At 59.3% G+C, this 17,154-nt stretch carries 16 protein-coding genes and 1 tRNA gene; 7 read left to right on the plus strand and 10 right to left on the minus strand.

Going from position 1 to position 17,154, the window contains the following annotated elements:
- Window positions 1–68: 68 nt before the first annotated feature.
- Entirely contained in the window at window positions 69–608 is a 540-nt protein-coding gene (locus CFAEC_RS05520; protein WP_290279529.1) for a YceI family protein, read from the minus strand.
- A gap of 301 nt (window positions 609–909) precedes the next feature.
- On the opposite strand from CFAEC_RS05520, the gene CFAEC_RS05525 reads away from it, so the two are divergent.
- Together CFAEC_RS05525 and CFAEC_RS05530 are read left to right on the plus strand one after the other, a co-directional pair.
- On the plus strand, window positions 910–1,395 hold the full coding sequence (locus CFAEC_RS05525) for a MarR family winged helix-turn-helix transcriptional regulator (RefSeq protein WP_290279530.1): 486 nt from the start codon (window positions 910–912) through the stop codon (window positions 1,393–1,395).
- A gap of 151 nt (window positions 1,396–1,546) precedes the next feature.
- Window positions 1,547–1,780 (plus strand): PspC domain-containing protein, encoded by a 234-nt coding sequence (locus CFAEC_RS05530; protein WP_290279531.1) that lies wholly within the window; start codon window positions 1,547–1,549, stop codon window positions 1,778–1,780.
- Window positions 1,781–1,859: 79 nt separating this feature from the next.
- Here CFAEC_RS05530 and CFAEC_RS05535 read toward each other — a convergent pair whose 3' ends face one another.
- The 4 genes from CFAEC_RS05535 to CFAEC_RS05550 form a co-directional block, all read right to left on the minus strand.
- Window positions 1,860–2,300: a hypothetical protein gene (locus tag CFAEC_RS05535; protein WP_290279532.1), complete on the minus strand. Its 441-nt coding sequence runs from the start codon at window positions 2,298–2,300 to the stop codon at window positions 1,860–1,862.
- Window positions 2,301–2,678: 378 nt separating this feature from the next.
- Entirely contained in the window at window positions 2,679–3,680 is a 1,002-nt protein-coding gene (nrdF, locus tag CFAEC_RS05540; protein ID WP_290279533.1) for a class 1b ribonucleoside-diphosphate reductase subunit beta, read from the minus strand.
- A 315-nt stretch (window positions 3,681–3,995) separates the two neighbouring features.
- Window positions 3,996–4,068 (minus strand) — tRNA-Arg (locus tag CFAEC_RS05545).
- A gap of 83 nt (window positions 4,069–4,151) precedes the next feature.
- A complete protein-coding gene (locus CFAEC_RS05550) occupies window positions 4,152–5,678 on the minus strand; it encodes an alpha/beta hydrolase (protein WP_290279813.1) in 1,527 nt (508 codons plus the stop codon).
- A 210-nt stretch (window positions 5,679–5,888) separates the two neighbouring features.
- On the opposite strand from CFAEC_RS05550, the gene argS reads away from it, so the two are divergent.
- A complete protein-coding gene (gene argS, locus CFAEC_RS05555) occupies window positions 5,889–7,541 on the plus strand; it encodes an arginine--tRNA ligase (RefSeq protein ID WP_290279534.1) in 1,653 nt (550 codons plus the stop codon).
- A complete protein-coding gene (gene lysA, locus CFAEC_RS05560; protein WP_290279535.1) occupies window positions 7,542–8,921 on the plus strand; it encodes a diaminopimelate decarboxylase in 1,380 nt (459 codons plus the stop codon).
- A gap of 79 nt (window positions 8,922–9,000) precedes the next feature.
- Here the strand turns inward: lysA and CFAEC_RS05565 are convergent, their stop codons facing one another.
- Window positions 9,001–9,633, minus strand: a complete 633-nt coding sequence (locus CFAEC_RS05565; RefSeq protein ID WP_290279536.1) for a hypothetical protein — start codon at window positions 9,631–9,633, stop codon at window positions 9,001–9,003.
- Window positions 9,634–9,829: 196 nt separating this feature from the next.
- Between CFAEC_RS05565 and CFAEC_RS05570 the strand changes: the two genes are divergently transcribed.
- Together CFAEC_RS05570 and CFAEC_RS05575 are read left to right on the plus strand one after the other, a co-directional pair.
- Window positions 9,830–10,486 (plus strand): response regulator transcription factor, encoded by a 657-nt coding sequence (locus CFAEC_RS05570; RefSeq protein WP_290279537.1) that lies wholly within the window; start codon window positions 9,830–9,832, stop codon window positions 10,484–10,486.
- A 3-nt stretch (window positions 10,487–10,489) separates the two neighbouring features.
- Window positions 10,490–12,766, plus strand: coding sequence for a sensor histidine kinase (locus CFAEC_RS05575; RefSeq protein ID WP_290279538.1), 2,277 nt, complete (start codon window positions 10,490–10,492; stop codon window positions 12,764–12,766).
- Here CFAEC_RS05575 and CFAEC_RS05580 read toward each other — a convergent pair.
- The 3 genes from CFAEC_RS05580 to CFAEC_RS05590 form a co-directional block, all read right to left on the minus strand.
- Window positions 12,763–12,957, minus strand: coding sequence for a hypothetical protein (locus CFAEC_RS05580; RefSeq protein ID WP_290279539.1), 195 nt, complete (start codon window positions 12,955–12,957; stop codon window positions 12,763–12,765). The genes CFAEC_RS05575 and CFAEC_RS05580 overlap by 4 nt on opposite strands.
- Window positions 12,958–13,079: 122 nt before the next feature.
- Window positions 13,080–14,213 carry a PQQ-dependent sugar dehydrogenase gene (locus CFAEC_RS05585; RefSeq protein WP_290279540.1) on the minus strand — a complete coding sequence of 378 codons (1,134 nt, stop codon included), beginning with the start codon at window positions 14,211–14,213 and terminating at the stop codon, window positions 13,080–13,082.
- 209 nt (window positions 14,214–14,422) lie between these two features.
- Entirely contained in the window at window positions 14,423–15,109 is a 687-nt protein-coding gene (locus tag CFAEC_RS05590; protein ID WP_290279541.1) for a hypothetical protein, read from the minus strand.
- 262 nt (window positions 15,110–15,371) lie between these two features.
- On the opposite strand from CFAEC_RS05590, the gene CFAEC_RS05595 reads away from it, so the two are divergent.
- Window positions 15,372–15,998, plus strand: a complete 627-nt coding sequence (locus CFAEC_RS05595) for a DNA-binding response regulator (protein WP_290279542.1) — start codon at window positions 15,372–15,374, stop codon at window positions 15,996–15,998.
- Between the two features lie 230 nt (window positions 15,999–16,228).
- Here CFAEC_RS05595 and CFAEC_RS05600 read toward each other — a convergent pair whose 3' ends face one another.
- Window positions 16,229–17,056, minus strand: a complete 828-nt coding sequence (locus CFAEC_RS05600) for a hypothetical protein (RefSeq protein ID WP_290279543.1) — start codon at window positions 17,054–17,056, stop codon at window positions 16,229–16,231.
- Between the last annotated feature and the right edge of the window lie 98 nt (window positions 17,057–17,154).

Here is a 17,154-nt window from a genome sequence, read left to right on the forward strand (position 1 = left end):
GGTCGTCGCAAAGCATGCAACAAGGCCGCGTCCCAGGAGGGACGCGGCCTTGTTGGCTGAGATGGTGCTTAGGCCTGCTTGATGCCGGAGCCGTCGATCTGGATCTTGATCTCCTCAGAGACCAGAACACCACCGGTGTTCAGAGGGGCCTGCCAGTCAACACCGAAGTCCTTACGGTTGATCTTGGTTGTAGCCTCGAAGCCCATGCGGACGTTGCCGAATGGATCCTCTGCCACGCCGCCGACCTCGACGTCGAGGGTGACAGACTTGGTGGTCTCCTTGATGGTCAGGTCACCGGTGACGGTGCCCTCGGACTCGTTCTTGATGTCAAAGGAGGTTGCTACAAAGGTCATTTCTGGGAACTTTTCCACTGCGAAGAAGTCATCGCCCTTGATGTGTCCATCGCGGTCAGCGTTGCCGGTGTTGATGGAAGCGGTCTTCATGACGACCTTTGCGGAGGAGTTCTCCGGGTTTTCAACATCAACGACGATGTTGGAATCGAAGTCAGGGAACTTGCCGGTCACCTTGGTGATCATTGCGTGGCGGGCCACGAACTTGATCTCGGTGTGTGCAGGGTCAAGGATCCAGTTGCCGTTCAGGTTGCTCATGTTAAGTCCTTTTTCTAAGTGTGTGCATTGCGCCGGGGGATTAACCCCGGTCAGGTTCGAGGGTACCGATCCTCGGATGGTTTCGTTGGTCTCTGCCGTCCGAAGCGGTCTGGATATAAGTATGGACCACCTTTGGTGATGTGTCAACAACATCGGGAAAGTTGTTGGGATGTCAACATGTTTGTGCAGGTGGGGCCGTGAATATAATTGCCCCAGCCGGGTTTATGGCCTGGTGCGGAGTAATAGGCTCAAGGGTGGCGGGCATTTAAGGTATTTTCAAAAAGAGGTTAAGGTAGATGACATGACAACACCTAGATGGCTCAATGATGAGGAGCAGAAGCTGTGGCGACTGATCCTCGCCGCAACCCGCAAGATGGATCGCACACTCGATGAGACCCTCCAGGATGACCACGAGCTCACCTCCTCTGAATACTCCGTGCTGGTGAGCCTCTCCGAGGCTGGCGATGAAGAGGTTCGGCTGAGGGATCTCTGCCTCTCTCTCGATTGGGATCGCAGCCGCACCTCCCATCAGATCACCCGGATGGATAAGAAGGGCCTGGTGGCCAAGGTCAAATGTGAGGGGGACGCCCGTGGCGTGATTGTGGAACTCACCCCGGAAGGCGAACGACGCCTCAAGCAGGCCGTCCCGGCCCACGTGGAAACCGTGCGCCGTATGATCTTCGATCCGATGACCCCGGAGCAGGCTGAAGTTCTGCGTGATTACCTCACCGCTGCGCTGACCTCGGGATCATGCAGGGGAGATCGCGCCGGGGAGTCGGAGGCGTAGATCAGCAAACTGTGCGTGCACACGGTCTCTCGCCCGGGGGGATGTCATTCAGGGGAAATAGGGGGCAAACCCTGATGCATTGATCAGCGGGGGCGGGGAGACTGGTGGGTAGAAGAAAAACATGCTTTTACCCACGAAGGAGATGGTCCACATGGCCAACAACGCATTCAACCACGCAATCGCCACTGCCTCATCCCATGCCCGCGGGCTCCGCCGCAGCCGCTCGAACCGGTGGATCGGTGGTGTGGCAGCCGGACTCGCCGAGACCTACGGTTGGAATCCTGCAGTGGTGCGGCTTGTCTTCGTAGCCACCCTGTTGTTCCCGGTCCCCGGATCACAGATTCTCATGTACCTGCTGGCGTGGTTGTTCATTCCGCAGCGTTAAGATCTGTCTCCATAGACACCAACAGCCCGCATCTCCTGTTTGCAGAGGAGATGCGGGCTGTCTGCGTTGTCGAGCGAGTTTAGAGCGAAGCCGTGGTCAGGCGGGTAACACTTCGGGTGAGGCGCTCAACGGATTCCTGATCATCGGAGTAGAGGTCCGTCAGTGACCAGCTCTTCTTCGGTGAAAGCATTTCAAACAGTGAGCTGACTGTTTGAGAGCCATCAAGTTCATCCACATCGGTGTCACTGAGGGTGAGCACGGACAGCGTGAAGGGTGAGGCGTTAATGAACGGGACCATCACGGTGGTGGCACCGTTTTCAAAGTGCTCGCAGGCATCAATGTAGACATCCGACAGGAGAGCCGCGGAGGTGGTGGGGATCATCGGGGTCTGTGACCCCAGGATGTCAGTGGAGACAAGGTCTTCGCGGATCCACTGCTGATTGAGTGCCTTGAGGTAGACGGTGGCCGTCAGCAGACGCAGCTCAGTAGCTCGCTTCTCTGCGTTATTGCGAAATCTCACGATAAACCTTTCCTAAACCCGAATGGCTCTAAACAAATGACTCTGGCTGGACACTCGGTGTCACAGTAACCCCTTAGGGTTTGCCGAGCATCATTTAAGAAATTGACCCACCTTGCGGAGGGTGAATTCGAACACATCCTAATGGCACCAAACTCTAATGCAATTGACATGGTTGATATGCCTTAACGCGGAGATGGTGACAAATGCCATATCGCTGCCCTGGGAACCATGTTTATCCAACTGTAATGAATCGCTTTAGTATTAAACAAGCTATTGGCATGGCGTGTTGGTAACTTTTGGCCACAATTGTGCGCCGGGGCACATTATCGCACCATTCGTGTGCAGGCTGGTCCCCGGCGCATCCAGAATCAGAGGATCTTAGAAATCCCAGTCCTCATCACTGGTTTCTTCCACGTCACCGATGACATAGGAGGACCCGGAGCCACTGAAGAAGTCATGATTTTCATTACTGGACGGATCCAGGGAGGTCATCACGCCGGGATCAAACTTGCACTCATCGACAGGGAAAATCGACTCATAGCCCAGATTCTGCATAGCCTTGTTGGCGTTGTACCGCAGGAAGGCGGACACGTCTCCGGTCCAACCAAGATCATCATAAACGTGGCGGGTGTACTCCACTTCGTTGTCGTACAGATCCAGGAGCAGCTCCACCGCGTCATCGTGGTGTTCGGCGCGTTCCTCCGGGGTGAGGGTGGCCATGTGCTTCTGATACTTGTACCCGATGTAGTAACCGTGAATGGCTTCATCCCGGATGATCAGGCGGATCACGTCAGCGGTGTTGGTGAGCTTACCGGTGGACGCCATGCGCAGCGGCAGATAGAAGCCGGAGTAGAAGAGCAGCGACTCCAGCATGACGGAAGCGATCTTCTTCCGGGCCGGCGTGGAGTCAACCTGGTAGTAATCCAGGATCCGCTTGGCCTTGTACTGCAGGTGCTTATTATCCCTCGACCACTGGAAGGCCTCGTTGATTTCCGGGGTGGACGCCAGCGTCATGAAGATATTGCTGTAGCTCTTCGCATGAACGGATTCCATGAAGGAGATATTGGTGAGCACGGCCTCCTCATGGTGGGTGGTGGCATCCGGGATCATGGAGGTGGCGCCGACCGTGCCCTGAATCGTGTCCAGCAGCGTCAAGCCGGTGAATACCCGGAGGGTGGCCAGATGCTCGGCCTCCGACATGCTGTTCCACTTCTGGATGTCATTTGATACCGGGATCTTCTCCGGAAGCCAGAAGTTGGTGGTCAGGCGGTTCCAGATGTCCATGTCGACCTGGTCTGGCATGTGATCCCAGTTGATTCCGTCGATGGGAAACACATCACCGGTGACGTACTTCGCTGGGGTTACGGGTTTATTGGACATGGTTGTCCCTTTCTCGGTTGAACTCTTCGGAGGGATTCACATCTGTGCCATTTTGGTAGCGGTGCCACTCTGCTTGAACGGCTCCTCCACGCATGCGTCAGGATTTTCGGGCGCGTCAGTGGTGAATCACCAGTGCAGGTGTGTCTGGTTCGAAGATTGCCTCCCGACCACCTTAGCCGCACGCCTGCGATTGGTCATCTCAGTTAAAGTTGCCCGAAAAACAGAACCTCCGTGGCCTCGATCAATGAGGTCACGGAGGTTCTATATTCTGCAGGTTTATTCAAGCCGATGAGCCGGAACCACCTGATTTAGTTGTGCCCCCGATAGGAGTCGAACCTACGACCTTCGGTACCGGAAACCGGTGCTCTATCCACTGAGCTACGGAGGCGAACCATCATTGCAGGCAGGGGAGTGAACCACTGTCTGACAACAACGGTGTGATTCTATCACCAACTGTTGGCGGAAGGTCAACTAGGGGGTCGGGTTGAGGCCCGGGGCCCAGTTGACGTCGGTGGTGCCGGTGCGCAGATAGTCGAGCATGGCAGCTGTCACGGATGGGTTGAGGGATCCGACGGTCTGACCGTGGCCGGGGCCGTCGACGGTGAGAACGTGGGCGTCCATGGCCTGAGCCAGTTCACCGTGAAGGTGGTACGGGGTCTGTGGATCGGAGGTGCCCTGGATCATCAGAGGGCGGACATCCAGCTGGGATCCATCGACGGGTTGTGTCCCGCTGGTCGGTGCGGCACCGGAGCAGGCCAGACCGGAGGAGAAGTAGGTGGAGGAGGCATCGAAGATGTCGCCGGTGACCAGGCTGGACCAGGCGGCGCGGGGGACCTCCAGGTGGTTGGGTGCCACCGCGTTCTCGTTGCACATGACCAGTCGCTGCATGGTGGTGGAGTTGGCCAGCGCCATCTGGGTGTACTCATCCATGTCGCTTCCGGAGACATCGGGTACCGGTTCCTGTCCGGCGATCGCAGCTGCCAGGTTCGGCCAGGTGGAGGGCTGTGGAATGGTGCCGCGGGTGATGTTGAGCAGCGGGCTCATGGCCTGGTTGCTGCCGGGGTTGAGCAACTGGGTGGCCAGTCCCTGGAGTGCAACGCCGGTCGGGGCGACGGTGTTCATCACATCTGCGCCACCCTGGCCTGCCCAGGCGAATGCGGGGGGAACATCGCCCACGCGGGCCGGTGGGGGAGCCACCGTCGGGTTGGTGCCGGTTTCTGCGACGATCCGGTTGGACCACGCCTGGTAGACGGCCAGCGGGGTCTCGCCCAGGCCGTAGGTCTCGTTGTTCTCAGCGGTCCAGGCGAAGAAGTCGTGCAGGGTGTTGATATAGCCCGGTCCCTGGGAGGCCATCACGCCGTTCCATCCCAGGCTCGGTGCCATGGCGGAATCCAGGACCACCCGGTCGGTGTGGGAAGGGTAGCGGGTGGCGTAGACGGAACCCAGGTAGGTGCCGTAGGAGAGCCCGAGGATGGAGATCTTCTCCTCGTCGAGGGCGCGGCGGACCCACTCCCAGTCTTCGGCAGTGTTGTCGGTGGTGAGGCTGGCGGTATAGCCGGGGGTTGCCAGTTCGCAGGACTCGCGGATGAAGGCGCCGGCCTGGGTGAGCATGCGGAACTCGTCGTATCCCGGGGCGGGGGTGTTGCAGTCAACCGGGGTGGAACCGAGGAGGCCGCGTGGCTGGACAGCCACCAGGTCCCATTCGTTGTAGAGCTCTTCAGGCCAGTTCATAGCGGTGTTGCCGAAGAAGGAGTAGGCATCACCACCCGGTCCGCCGGCATTGCCGAAGAGCGCGCCGCGCACGTTGCTCTGGTCACGAGCCGGCACCTTGATGAACCCCACCGAGATGTCACCTGCGGAAGGGTCTGCGTGATACATCGGTACCTGGACGCTGCCACACTGTGCCGTGGAGATATCCACCTGCGGCGGGCATTCCTCCCAGGTGATCTGTGGGGCTTCCTGGGCGGTGACAACAGGTGCGAGAACACCCGATGCCATGACCGCAGTGGCGGATAGCGCGGCTAGCACGCTGTGTCTGACACGGTTCTTGGCAGAAACCATTCATAACTCCAATGCTTGGGATTTTGTGTGAAAGTGTAACGAATGAACCGTGAGGGTGATACCGCACACGGCGGGATGGGGTGGACGTGCCTGTAAAAAGACCCTGTATTCTGTGCCTCCCCCTAGCCTCAGCTAGAATTTCTCCCCATGACACCAGCTGATCTCGCAACACTGATCAAGCAGACCGCGGTCGAGGTTTTAAACTCCCGTGATCTGGACGCCTCTGTTCTCCCGGAGCAGGTCGTGGTGGAGCGCCCCCGTAACCCTGAGCACGGCGATTACGCCACCAACGTGGCTCTCCAGGTGGCCAAGAAGGTCGGCGTGAACCCGCGCGATCTGGCGACCTGGCTGGTGGAGGCGCTGTCCACGGATGCCAACATCGACTCCGCGGAGATCGCCGGACCGGGCTTCATCAACATCCGTCTGGCAGCTGCGGCACAGGGGGAGATCGTGGCGAAGATCCTCGATCAGGCGGAGAAGTTCGGCACCTCCGAGCACCTCGCCCACCTGGATGTGAACCTGGAGTTCGTCTCCGCGAACCCGACGGGCCCGATCCACCTCGGTGGTACCCGGTGGGCTGCCGTGGGTGATTCCCTCGGTCGTATCCTGGAGGCTGCCGGCGCCAAGGTCACCCGCGAGTACTACTTCAATGACCACGGTCGCCAGATTGACCGTTTTGCTCTCTCGCTCCTGGCTGCAGCCAAGGGTGAGCCGACCCCTGAAGACGGTTACGGCGGGGAGTACATCCGGGAGATTGCAGAGGCCATCGTCGCAAAGCATCCTGATGCCCTTGACCGCGCACCGGAGGACACCCAGGAGCTGTTCCGCTCCGAGGGGGTGGAGATGATGTTCACCCATATCCGGGAATCCCTCCACGAGTTCGGCACTGATTTCGACGTGTACTTCCACGAGAACTCCCTGTTCGAGTCCGGTGCCGTCGAGCGCGCCGTGCAGAAGCTGAAAGACAACGGCAACCTCTATGAATCGGATGGTGCCTGGTGGCTGCGTTCCACCGACTTCGGGGATGACAAGGACCGCGTGGTCATCAAGTCCGACGGTGACGCCGCCTATATCGCCGGTGACATCGCCTATGCCGCCGACAAGTTCGAGCGCGGCCACAACCTCAACATCTACATGTTGGGCGCAGACCACCACGGTTATATCGCGCGCCTCAAGGCTGCGGCCGCTTCCCTCGGTTATGCACCGGAGGGCGTGGAGGTGCTCATTGGTCAGATGGTCAACCTGCTGCGCGACGGCAAGGCTGTGCGGATGTCCAAGCGTGCCGGCACCGTGGTCACACTCGATGATCTGGTGGAGGCCATCGGCATCGACGCCGCCCGCTATTCCCTGATCCGATCATCTGTGGATTCCTCCCTGGATATTGACCTCAGCCTGTGGGAATCCCAGTCCTCTGACAACCCGGTGTACTACGTGCAGTACGGCCACGCGCGCCTGTGCTCGATCGCGCGTAAGGCTGACACCCTGGGCGTGAACTTCGACGACGCAGATCTCTCGCTGCTCACCCACGACCGTGAAGGCGACCTCATCCGCACCCTCGGTGAGTTCCCCGCAGTGATCAAGGCTGCCGCTGACCTGCGCGAACCACACCGCGTGGCCCGTTACGCCGAGGAGCTGGCCGGAACCTTCCACCGTTTCTACGATTCCTGCCACATCCTGCCCAAGGCTGATGAGGAGAAGGCCCCGATCCACTCGGCCCGCCTCGCACTCGCCGCCGCCACCCGTCAGACCCTGGCCAACGCCCTCGCGCTGGTTGGTGTATCCGCACCGGAGAAGATGTAAATGACCGCAGAGACTGCACCGGGCGTCCCCGGCTCCGAACCAGCCACCACCGCCGACCAGTTCAACGAACTGCCCGCCCACGTCTGGCCACGCAACGCCGTGCGCCAGGAGGACGGTGTGGTCACCGTCGCCGGGGTGCCGCTGCCGGACCTGGTCGAGGAATATGGCAGCCCGTTGTTCGTGGTGGATGAGGATGATTTCCGATCCCGCTGCCGCGACATGGCCACCGCCTTCGGTGGCCCGGACCGGGTCCATTATGCCTCCAAGGCGTTTCTGAGCAAGACCATCGCCCGCTGGGTGGATGAGGAGGGACTGTCCCTGGACATCGCCTCCAAGAATGAGCTCGGCATCGCACTGGCCGCGGGTTTCCCGGGTGAGCGCATCACCGCACACGGCAACAACAAGGACGCCGATTTCCTCCGCACCTGTGTGCAGAACAACCTGGGCCACGTGGTGCTGGATTCCCCACAGGAATTGGAACTGCTGGATTATATCGCCGCAGGTGAGGGTAGGGTTCAGCCGGTGCTGATCCGGGTGAAGCCGGGCATTGAGGCCCACACCCACGAGTTCATCGCCACCAGCCACGAGGACCAGAAGTTCGGATTCTCCCTGGCCTCCGGGTCCGCCTTCGCCGCTGCCCAAGCCGCGGTGAACGCTGAGAACCTCAAGCTGGTGGGTCTGCACTGCCATGTGGGTTCCCAGGTCTTCGACGCCGAGGGTTTCTCCCTCGCCGCGGAGCGTGTGCTGGAGCTCTACTCCAAGATCCACAACGAACTCGGTGTCACCCTTGACGAGCTGGATCTGGGCGGCGGATACGGTATCGCCTACACCGCCGATGAACAGCCCCTCAACGTGGCAGAGGTGGCCCACGATCTGCTCACCGCCGTGGGTAAGACAGCCGCTGAACTCGGCATCAACGCGCCCACCGTGCTGGTGGAGCCGGGTCGTGCCATCGCCGGTCCGTCTGCCGTGACCGTCTATGAGGTGGGCACCATCAAGGATGTCCACGTCGATGACGACAGCACCCGCCGCTATATCTCCGTCGATGGCGGCATGTCCGACAACATCCGCCCCGCGCTTTACGGTTCGGACTATGATGCCCGCGTGGTCTCCCGCTTCACCGAAGGCGAGGCCATCAACACCCGCGTGGTGGGTTCACACTGCGAATCCGGCGATATCCTCATCAATAATGAGGTCTATCCGTCCGATATCGCCACCGGTGATCTCCTGGCGCTGGCTGCCACCGGCGCATACTGCTATGCCATGAGCTCCCGCTACAACGCATTCTCCCGCCCGGCGGTGGTGTCCGTGCGTGCAGGAAACGCCAAGCTGATGCTGCGCCGCGAAACCCTCGATGACATCCTCTCCCTCGAGGTCTAAAAGCATGCTTATCGACGCGCCGCCCGCTCACCCCTTGGACAGGGTGAGCGGGCGGCGTTGTTCTCTCCTCCGGAGATAACTATGAACTTCCGAGGGAGAATCCTGAGGAACCGGCGGAACCGCCACCGAGTTGTGCCCGGACCTCCAACTCCACATTGGTATCCGTACCGTCAGCACACGCCTGAACAGCAGAGGTGGTGGTTGCGTTGACACTCGTTAATACCGAATCCGCGTTGGGGTAGGTCTCGGGAGCTGCTGCATAAAGCCAGTATCCGCCCAGTCCATACTCAATCTGTTGGGCCGCATTCTCACTGGTCATGGTGATGGTCTTTCCGTATCCGTCTTCCTGATAAAAGGACACGAGGTTGGCCATCCCCAGTTGCTCCTGGGTCAGACCGGAGCCGATGAGCTCGAGCAAGCGGAGCTGGGCCCTGGCCATCATGGTATTGGAGGGGTTGTTGATGGCTTCCCGCACGCTGGAGAAGTAGTTTCTGATCGCCTTGGCGGAAGAGGGGGCCTGGGCAAGGAGATCTTTCTCCACCGCATTGGCCATTGCCAGCTCAATGATCTTGTGCTCACGTTCCGTGATGGTGATTGTGCAGTTTTCACCACTGGGGCGAACCTGGATGGCAGAGGCTGTCGGTGTAACAACCATGGTTGCAGCGATGGTCACAGCGGTTGCGAGGACAACGGGGATCTTGGGGAGTTTCATGGATTTCCATACTTTCACTGAAGTGGACGGGGTTACCTCCCTGACGCTATGCCGTAGTTCGCTTAGTGGGCAGCCGTCATTTACTGGGCCCGAAAAGTGGGGACACCGGCTTGGGGATGCCCCGGACGGGTGGGGTGTGCGTCTCAACCAGCTCGTTTCCTCTACCTGGACGCTGCAAACTAGCTAAGATTTATCCATGACGTGGAATGTCCTTGCGATTGATGATCATGAGGTCGCCCTGGCTGGCATTGATGCCATTCTCCGTGCCAGCGGGGACTGCGAATTGGTGGGTTCCTTCGCCACGGTGGAAGAAGGCTCCGGGTTCCTTTCAGCACGGCCTGATGTCCGGGTGGATATCGTCCTGCTCGATTTGCGCCTGGCGGATAACTCCGATCCTTTCCTCAACGTGCAGTGTTTCCACGCCCTGGGTATTCCGGTGCTGGTGTTCTCCTCACTGGAGGATCCCTATCTGACGCGGCGCGCCCTGCTTGCCGGATCAGCCGGGGTGATCGAAAAATCCGCGAGCGCCCTGGAACTCAACGAGGCGATCGTATCCATCTGTCAGGGGAATACCTATGCCAATGCGGACTGGGCCAGCGTGATCGATTCGGATCCGGGTATCAAACAGGTGGAGCTGTCAAAACGACAGCAGGAGGTCCTCGAGATGTACGCCTCGGGCGAATCCGCGAAACGGGTGGCCACCACGCTGGGATTATCAGCAGAAACGGTTCAGGACTACATCAACCGGATCAGGTACAAATACGCTCAGGCCGGCAGACCGATCGCCACCAAGGTTCAGATGTTTCAACGCGCCCAGGAAGACGGATACCTGCCAGGCCCACTCGGTGCTTGAGTTATGCCACGCACACAACTGAGAAGTGACTCCCTGCCCGGTGAGTTCTTCGCACCCGGTTTCAGGGCCCCCACCGATGACCTGCCGGTGAAGGTGCAACAGCAGTTTCACGAATTGCGCACCGCCACGCCATCACTGCTCAGGGTCATCGCCATCGGTGGTGGATTATCGTGGACGCTGCTGCTGACACAGACCTTCAACCTCCAGTCCACTCCCGTTGTCCTTCTCTCATGGGGCGTGCTCTTCATCGCCGCTGTGGTTCTGTTGGTTGCGGGGTTGGGGAAGGTGGAGAAACTCTATCAACCGGCGATGGCGGCCGGGGCGTTGGTCTATTTCCTCCTGCTCAGTATCCATTCCATGTATCTGCTGATATCGGGTGCTTCACCCTTGGACGCGCTGAAGCTGGGGGACTACTCGGCGATCCCGGCAGCCCTGTTCGTAGCATCCTGGCCGGGTCTGGCATCAATAGTGGTGGCGCTGCTGGCCGTGTCGGTGGCAGCGGCATTCAACCTCGGGACACCACCGGGTTTCCGGATGCTGATAGAGATCCTGCACGCGCTGGCCCCCGTGGTGCCGTTTGTGATCATGGCGGCCAGAGGACTGAGCACCACCCGCACGATTGATCGTGCTGCCTCCCGCACCTACCGGGATGCCTTGGTGCTGGCCCGGCAGAAGGCACTGGGTGAGTTGGAGACCCGGTTCCTGGCCTTCATCCATGACCATGTGCTCACCCAGTTGTCTGCGATCTGGCGGGGCACGATCCCCCCTGATCCCCAGCGCATCCTTGCCGATATCCGCCGTTCAGGTCAGGACTCCCTGGACAGCCTGGGAGGTGTGACCTACGGGGACGCGGTGAATCAGATCAGCGCAGCGGTGCTCACTGAGTATCCTGCGACGAGGGTTGACCCACCCGGGACGATTCCTGCGGGGGCGCGTCTGCCGGCAACCACCGTCGCCGCGTTGGCGGACGCCCTGAGGCAGGGCGCTGCGAACGTCGCAAAGCATGCACCCGGGACCACCGCCCGGCTGCGCTTTGACCTGCACCCCGAGCGTTTCACCGCTGTGCTTGCCGACGACGGGCCGGGTTTCGACCCCGAGGGCCTACCCGAGGATCGCGTGGGGATCCGGGTGAGTATTCTCGGCCGCCTGGACCAGACCCCCGGAGCGTCGGGGAGTGTGCAGAGCGCGCCGGGGGAGGGCTGCGTGATCACCGTGCTGTGGGACCAGCATGGGCAGGGGATACAGGTCGATCCTGATGTGGACACCCTGCCATCGGTGTATGAATCGATGGGGTTCTCCGATATCTTCCAACCCGGTCCAGCGGTGGTGGTGTGGTTGATGTTTCTCGGATTGTCCTTGTCCAATGAGCATCCCCGCCCGCTCTGGTGGATGGTGTCCATGATCTTTGCGGCAGTCACACTCGGACTATTGGTCCAGAAACCCCACGAACGGCTGTCAAACCGGTTCACCCTGGCCAGCTGCGTGTTCATCTGGTTATTCTATGGGTTTGCGATTGCTGAAAATAGTGCTGACGAGCAGACCTGGCCCTTCTTCTGGGCACCATGGGTGGCACTATTGCTGTGTGCCTACCTGGCCATGCGCAACAGACCGCTGGCCGGGTGGGGCGCATGGATCGGGTGCATGATGATCGCGCAACTGTTTGTGTGGTCCGGGATTCAAACGGACTATATCGCCCCCTCAAACTCCTGGACCCACTCCCTGGTCCTGCTGCCCGCATCTATTCTGCCGTGGATGGTCAAACGCATCTCCGACGGACTGCCCCTGCTCATCAGCGAACGACGCGCCACCGCCGCCACCGCCGCCGTGGGTCTGGCGCGTCAGCGTTTCCTCGATGCCGCCCGTGACTGGTTATCCACCCGGATCACCATGCTGTTTCACACTTCCCTCACCCCGGAACAATCGTCCATGGCCGCGCATCTGCTTGAACAGCGCCTCCGCGATTCCATCCGCTCACCACTGCTTGACCGACCGGCGATCACCGCCGGCACATGGGACGCCCGCCTGCGCGGCGTCAACGTCAAGCTTCTCGACGACTACTCCCTCAGCCCCGCAACCTATCGCGGGAGGGACATCCATCCCCACATCACCGAGGTGGAAGACATACTCACCAGCGTGTTTGACCGAGCTGTGGAGGGAGACACGGTGGTGGTGCGACTACTTCCTGTGGGCCGTGACACCGCAGCCACCGTCCTCCACCGCAGGGAAACCACGGGGGAGTCGTGGCGGGTCAGAATCCACACCGGCGCCACTTCGACCTAACTGCTGCCGAAAGAGGAACCTCCACCGCCACCATCACCCTGTGTTCCCCCGTACTGGATCATGGTGATGGATCCTGTTTTCCCCTCCGCACAGGAACGGTAGAGATCTGCCAGGCCGGCATAGAAGGCCTGATAATGGGGAAGGATGACACTGAGAATGACCGTGCCCTTCGGCGACGTGAGTGTTCCCATAATAAAACCGTGAACCCATGCTGGGGCCATATCCATGTACGCGCCGAGTGGTGGGACTATCAAGACACGTTAAGTTCGATGCTCGCTGTCCTGCCCAAAAATCCACCGTGCAGTGACAGATGTCACATGGTGGCCGCTATGGTAGTGGGGTCAATGCGGAGCATGCGGTCATCCCCAGTGGTGGGAGAGCCACGGCCATCTGTGTTATTGGTGAGTATCCGCAGGGTTCCATCAGGTGCGGTCACCACATCGCGCAGGCGTCCAAACTCGCCGTGGAGAAATACCCGTGACGTTTCTGGAGATGACACGGGGACTTCACGCAGTGACTGGCCGCGCAGGTTGGCGATGAAGATGGAATCCCCAGCCACCGCAATTCCACTGGGGCTGGCCTCTGAGGGGCGCCATTGCTGGACCGGATCGATGAAGCCATCACGGCTGGCGATGCCCTCCACAGTCGGCCATCCATAGTTCCCACCAGGGGTAATGATATTAAGTTCATCCCAGGTGCTCTGTCCAAACTCAGAGGAGTACATCGTTTCCTGGTCATCCCAGGCGATCCCCTGCGGATTCCGGTGCCCCAGGCTGTAGACAGGACTGCCCGGGAAGGGATTATCTGCCGGGATGTTCCCCTCCGGCGTGAGACGCAGAATCTTTCCTGCCAGGGAAGAGTCATCCTGGGCGGTGTCCGGCTGGTTGGCGTCACCTGTGGTTGCATAGAGCATCCCATCGGGACCAAAAGCGATCCGCCCACCATTGTGGGTACCTGCTTTAGGGATGGAAGCAAAGATCACCTCGGCAGGGCCGAGAGTGAGCGCGCCGGGATCACCGGTGATGGGCAGACGCGCAATCTGGTTATCATCAGCTGCCGTGTAATAGGCGTAGAGGAAGTCTTCATGCATGGCGATACCCAACAATCCGCCCTCGCCCCGGGGCCGGGCCTCCTCGATGGTGGACACCACCCTGGTGGCACCGTCGGCGGAGACCTCCAGGATGCGGGCGGTGTCCCGTTCGCTGATCAAAGTGGCACCATCGTGGAAGGTAACTGACCAGGGAGCCTCCAGGTCAGTAGCTACATCAGTTGCCTCGATAGTTTCTTCGGTGGGGATTCGATTTGATGTAGACGAGCCAGAACTGGAGACAGTGGAACTGCCTGCCGTGCTGCTGCCGACCGCACGGTCATCGGAACCCAGACCGCAGGCATTGAGCAGGGTGATCGCCCCGATGCAGAAGGAGGCGAGGGGAGCAAAACGGAACATGTGGACAAACCTCCGTGTGGGTGGAGCACCGGAACCTATCTTGCAGGCCAGCATATAGACATAGTGCAAAGCTCACCCCCGGATCGTGAGATCAAAATTGCTGATCATCCTTTTCTGCCTGGCCCCATGAGGAATCCCCCGTACCCAGATGGTGCAAGAGAAGCATCTGGTTGCGGGGGGGGGGGTGTCCGTGCTGCTGTGGAAGGGGTTTAGCTGGAGCCGAAGGAGGAACCACCGCCTCCGTTGCCACCGCCACCACCGCCACCACCGCCGCCGCCACCCGCACCGATGTTATAGGTACCGGGAACGCCATTTCTGCAGGCTGCGTAGGTCTCGATCTGCCAATCAGTGATGGCCCCAGCGTTACTTGGTACGGCGTTTTGGAAGAGGCGCTCAAGGGAGGGCGAGATGGGGATACTTGGATCATCGATCGGACTACTGGGGTCCTGCGGATTGAGGGGAATTGTGTCGCGGTTGAAGACTTGAGCATCTCGAAAACGGGGTGCAAGTTCCTCGAGTCCCATAGACATAAAAATGACAGCTACTGCCTCGGGATCATTATTGACATTCCAGAAGCCTTCATCGAGCGAGGCTGTGATGATACGGTTTAGGGCGGTAGCTATATCAGGGTTATCCTCTGCGAGGAGTGCATTGTTCACAACGTAATCAATATCGGACCTGGCTGCGGGCACTTCATTCTTCAGCTCGGTGAGGAGATTTCTCGACCATTCAACATGGTATGCGACAAGGCGATCGCCTTCTGCGGCAGATGGAGTGAGTGTGCAAACTCTATCTTCGATGGTGAGGGTGGCGGCATTGACTTGAGGGGCGATGAGGGTGCTGGCGGCAATTCCCAGGGCTGCCAGAATCCCGAGAGTGCGTTTTCGAATACGCATGGATTCTCCTATTGCATGTCAGTGGCTGGTTGGGGAGATCTCAGTGACGATTTACTTCTTTAAGGGTCGCTTAATGTGATTCTTGTCACAAGACGGGAAAAATGGGGCCAGTTATAATGGTGTCTGTCGAAATCCATTTGAATGTGCTATGAGAGTTTCTAGACAGCTAGTGGCTCCATTTCCGGGCTGAATGTCCCGGGGGGAAATTCGGGATTCTCCGTTTGTGATGAAAGATTGACGGCAATCTCGTATTGTTTTCATTATGAAAGTAAAGGTGCTGACAGTAGACGAGCGGGAGGTTGTAAGGCTCGGTTTCGATCAGATGTTGCTGCAGACTTCTTCATGTATCTCTACCGGTACCTGCAATACCCCCTCGGAAGCACTGAGTCACATTCGGGATAATCCCGGCTCCACCGATGTTGTGCTGCTCGGACTCCAAACAGGACTGAACCACAAGGGCGTGGTCTGTAACCTTCTTGATAACGGATTAAAGATGGTGCTCTTTAGAATCACCTCTGATCCCTATGTCAACCTCAACCCGATCGGCAGTCGGGTCTCTGGGATTGTCGAACCAAATGCCTCCGCCAGGGATCTCGAGGGGGCACTCACGAGTGCAGTGTCATCTGGACCTGTGGGGATACGGGTTGATACTCCGATAGCGGGCGTGCGGTTATCCCCGCGTCAGAAGCAGGTTCTTCTTTTATATGCATCGGGGGAACCGGCTAAGCGTGTGGCCACGGTGACTGGTCTGTCACTAAACACCGTTCATGACTACATTGATCGGATCCGGGTGAAGTATGCATTAGCCGGCAGGCCGGTTCTCGCCAGAGTTGATTTCTATCACCGTGCTGTCGAGGACGGACTGTTGCCAGCATCTGTAGAAAGATGACCAGCCGGAGACCTTGAACCGTGTTCCCTTCTTTGGGGTCAGCAGCAGGTCCCCGGATATTCGGCATACCTACCGAAAGTGCCACAGGCTGGTCAAGGGTTGAAAAGCAGGCCCTGCCCCAGTGATACGTCGATAGGCTGACCGGTCCTGGAAGGAGGAGGGACAAGGCCTGGCAGGTTGTGTGCCCAAGCCTTTCCCTTCGCGGGTTAGAGGCAGGGAACAGTCATGCCTCAGCTGCTGCCGAAACTGGAGCCAGCGCTGCCCGGTGAGTCGTTGCCGCCACCGTTGCCGTTTCCACCTCCGTTTCCACCTCCGCCACCATCACCGTCACCATCACCGTCACCGTTACCGCCGCCATCGCCGTCACCGTTACCTGGAGGGGTGATGGTGTCCTCGCCGATGCGGAAGGTGCCCTGTTTCCCATCCAGGCAGGCTTGGAATGGTTCAGTAAGAGCTTCATCGAGATCCGCGATTACCTGAGTGGTGGGGGCAACGACGTTCCTGGCACGTTCGGATAGGGCGGCCCCGTCGTAGGCACCAGTCTCCAGGATCTCTTCCGCGACACCGAAGTCGAAGGAGAGTTCGTCCCGCATGTACTCAGCACCGTTCCGGGTGACTACATGGGTATCGATGAGGGTGGTTTCAAATGTCGGCAGCAGCCCGATGGCCAGCTCGGGAGAACCGTCGAGAAGCATCATGGCGATGAGTTCTTTGTGGGTGAATCCGGATTCGTTACCGGCCAGAAGATACCTGGACCAGGCTTGCAGGCCCGCCGGGGTGTAGTCGCCCCCATTGAGGGCGATATTCACCACCTCCTTGGATACGAGGGTGATATCTGCATCAACACCGGGTACCGCAGCGCGGAGGCGGGTAGCCACGCTGTCGTCATAATTGGAGAAGTGGGTCCGGAAATCATTGAAATCCTGCTGGGTGAATGTGATGCGGCACCGCAGGTCAGAGATTGTCACTGTAGCGGCGGACGCGGTAGGTGCAAGAAGGAGGGTGGTGCTGGTGAGGGCAGCTGTAGCCAGTGCCGCGGTTAGGGAGCGAATCTTCATCTCGGATCCTTCGATGTAGGGGTCTTGAGGGGGTTATCGGCCAGTGATGCTGCTTTCCGGCGTTCTGCGGGAAATGTGGATGATATGAGGAAAAGAAG

This window comes from Corynebacterium faecale (genome assembly GCF_030408735.1).
GTDB classification, from domain to species: domain Bacteria; phylum Actinomycetota; class Actinomycetes; order Mycobacteriales; family Mycobacteriaceae; genus Corynebacterium; species Corynebacterium faecale.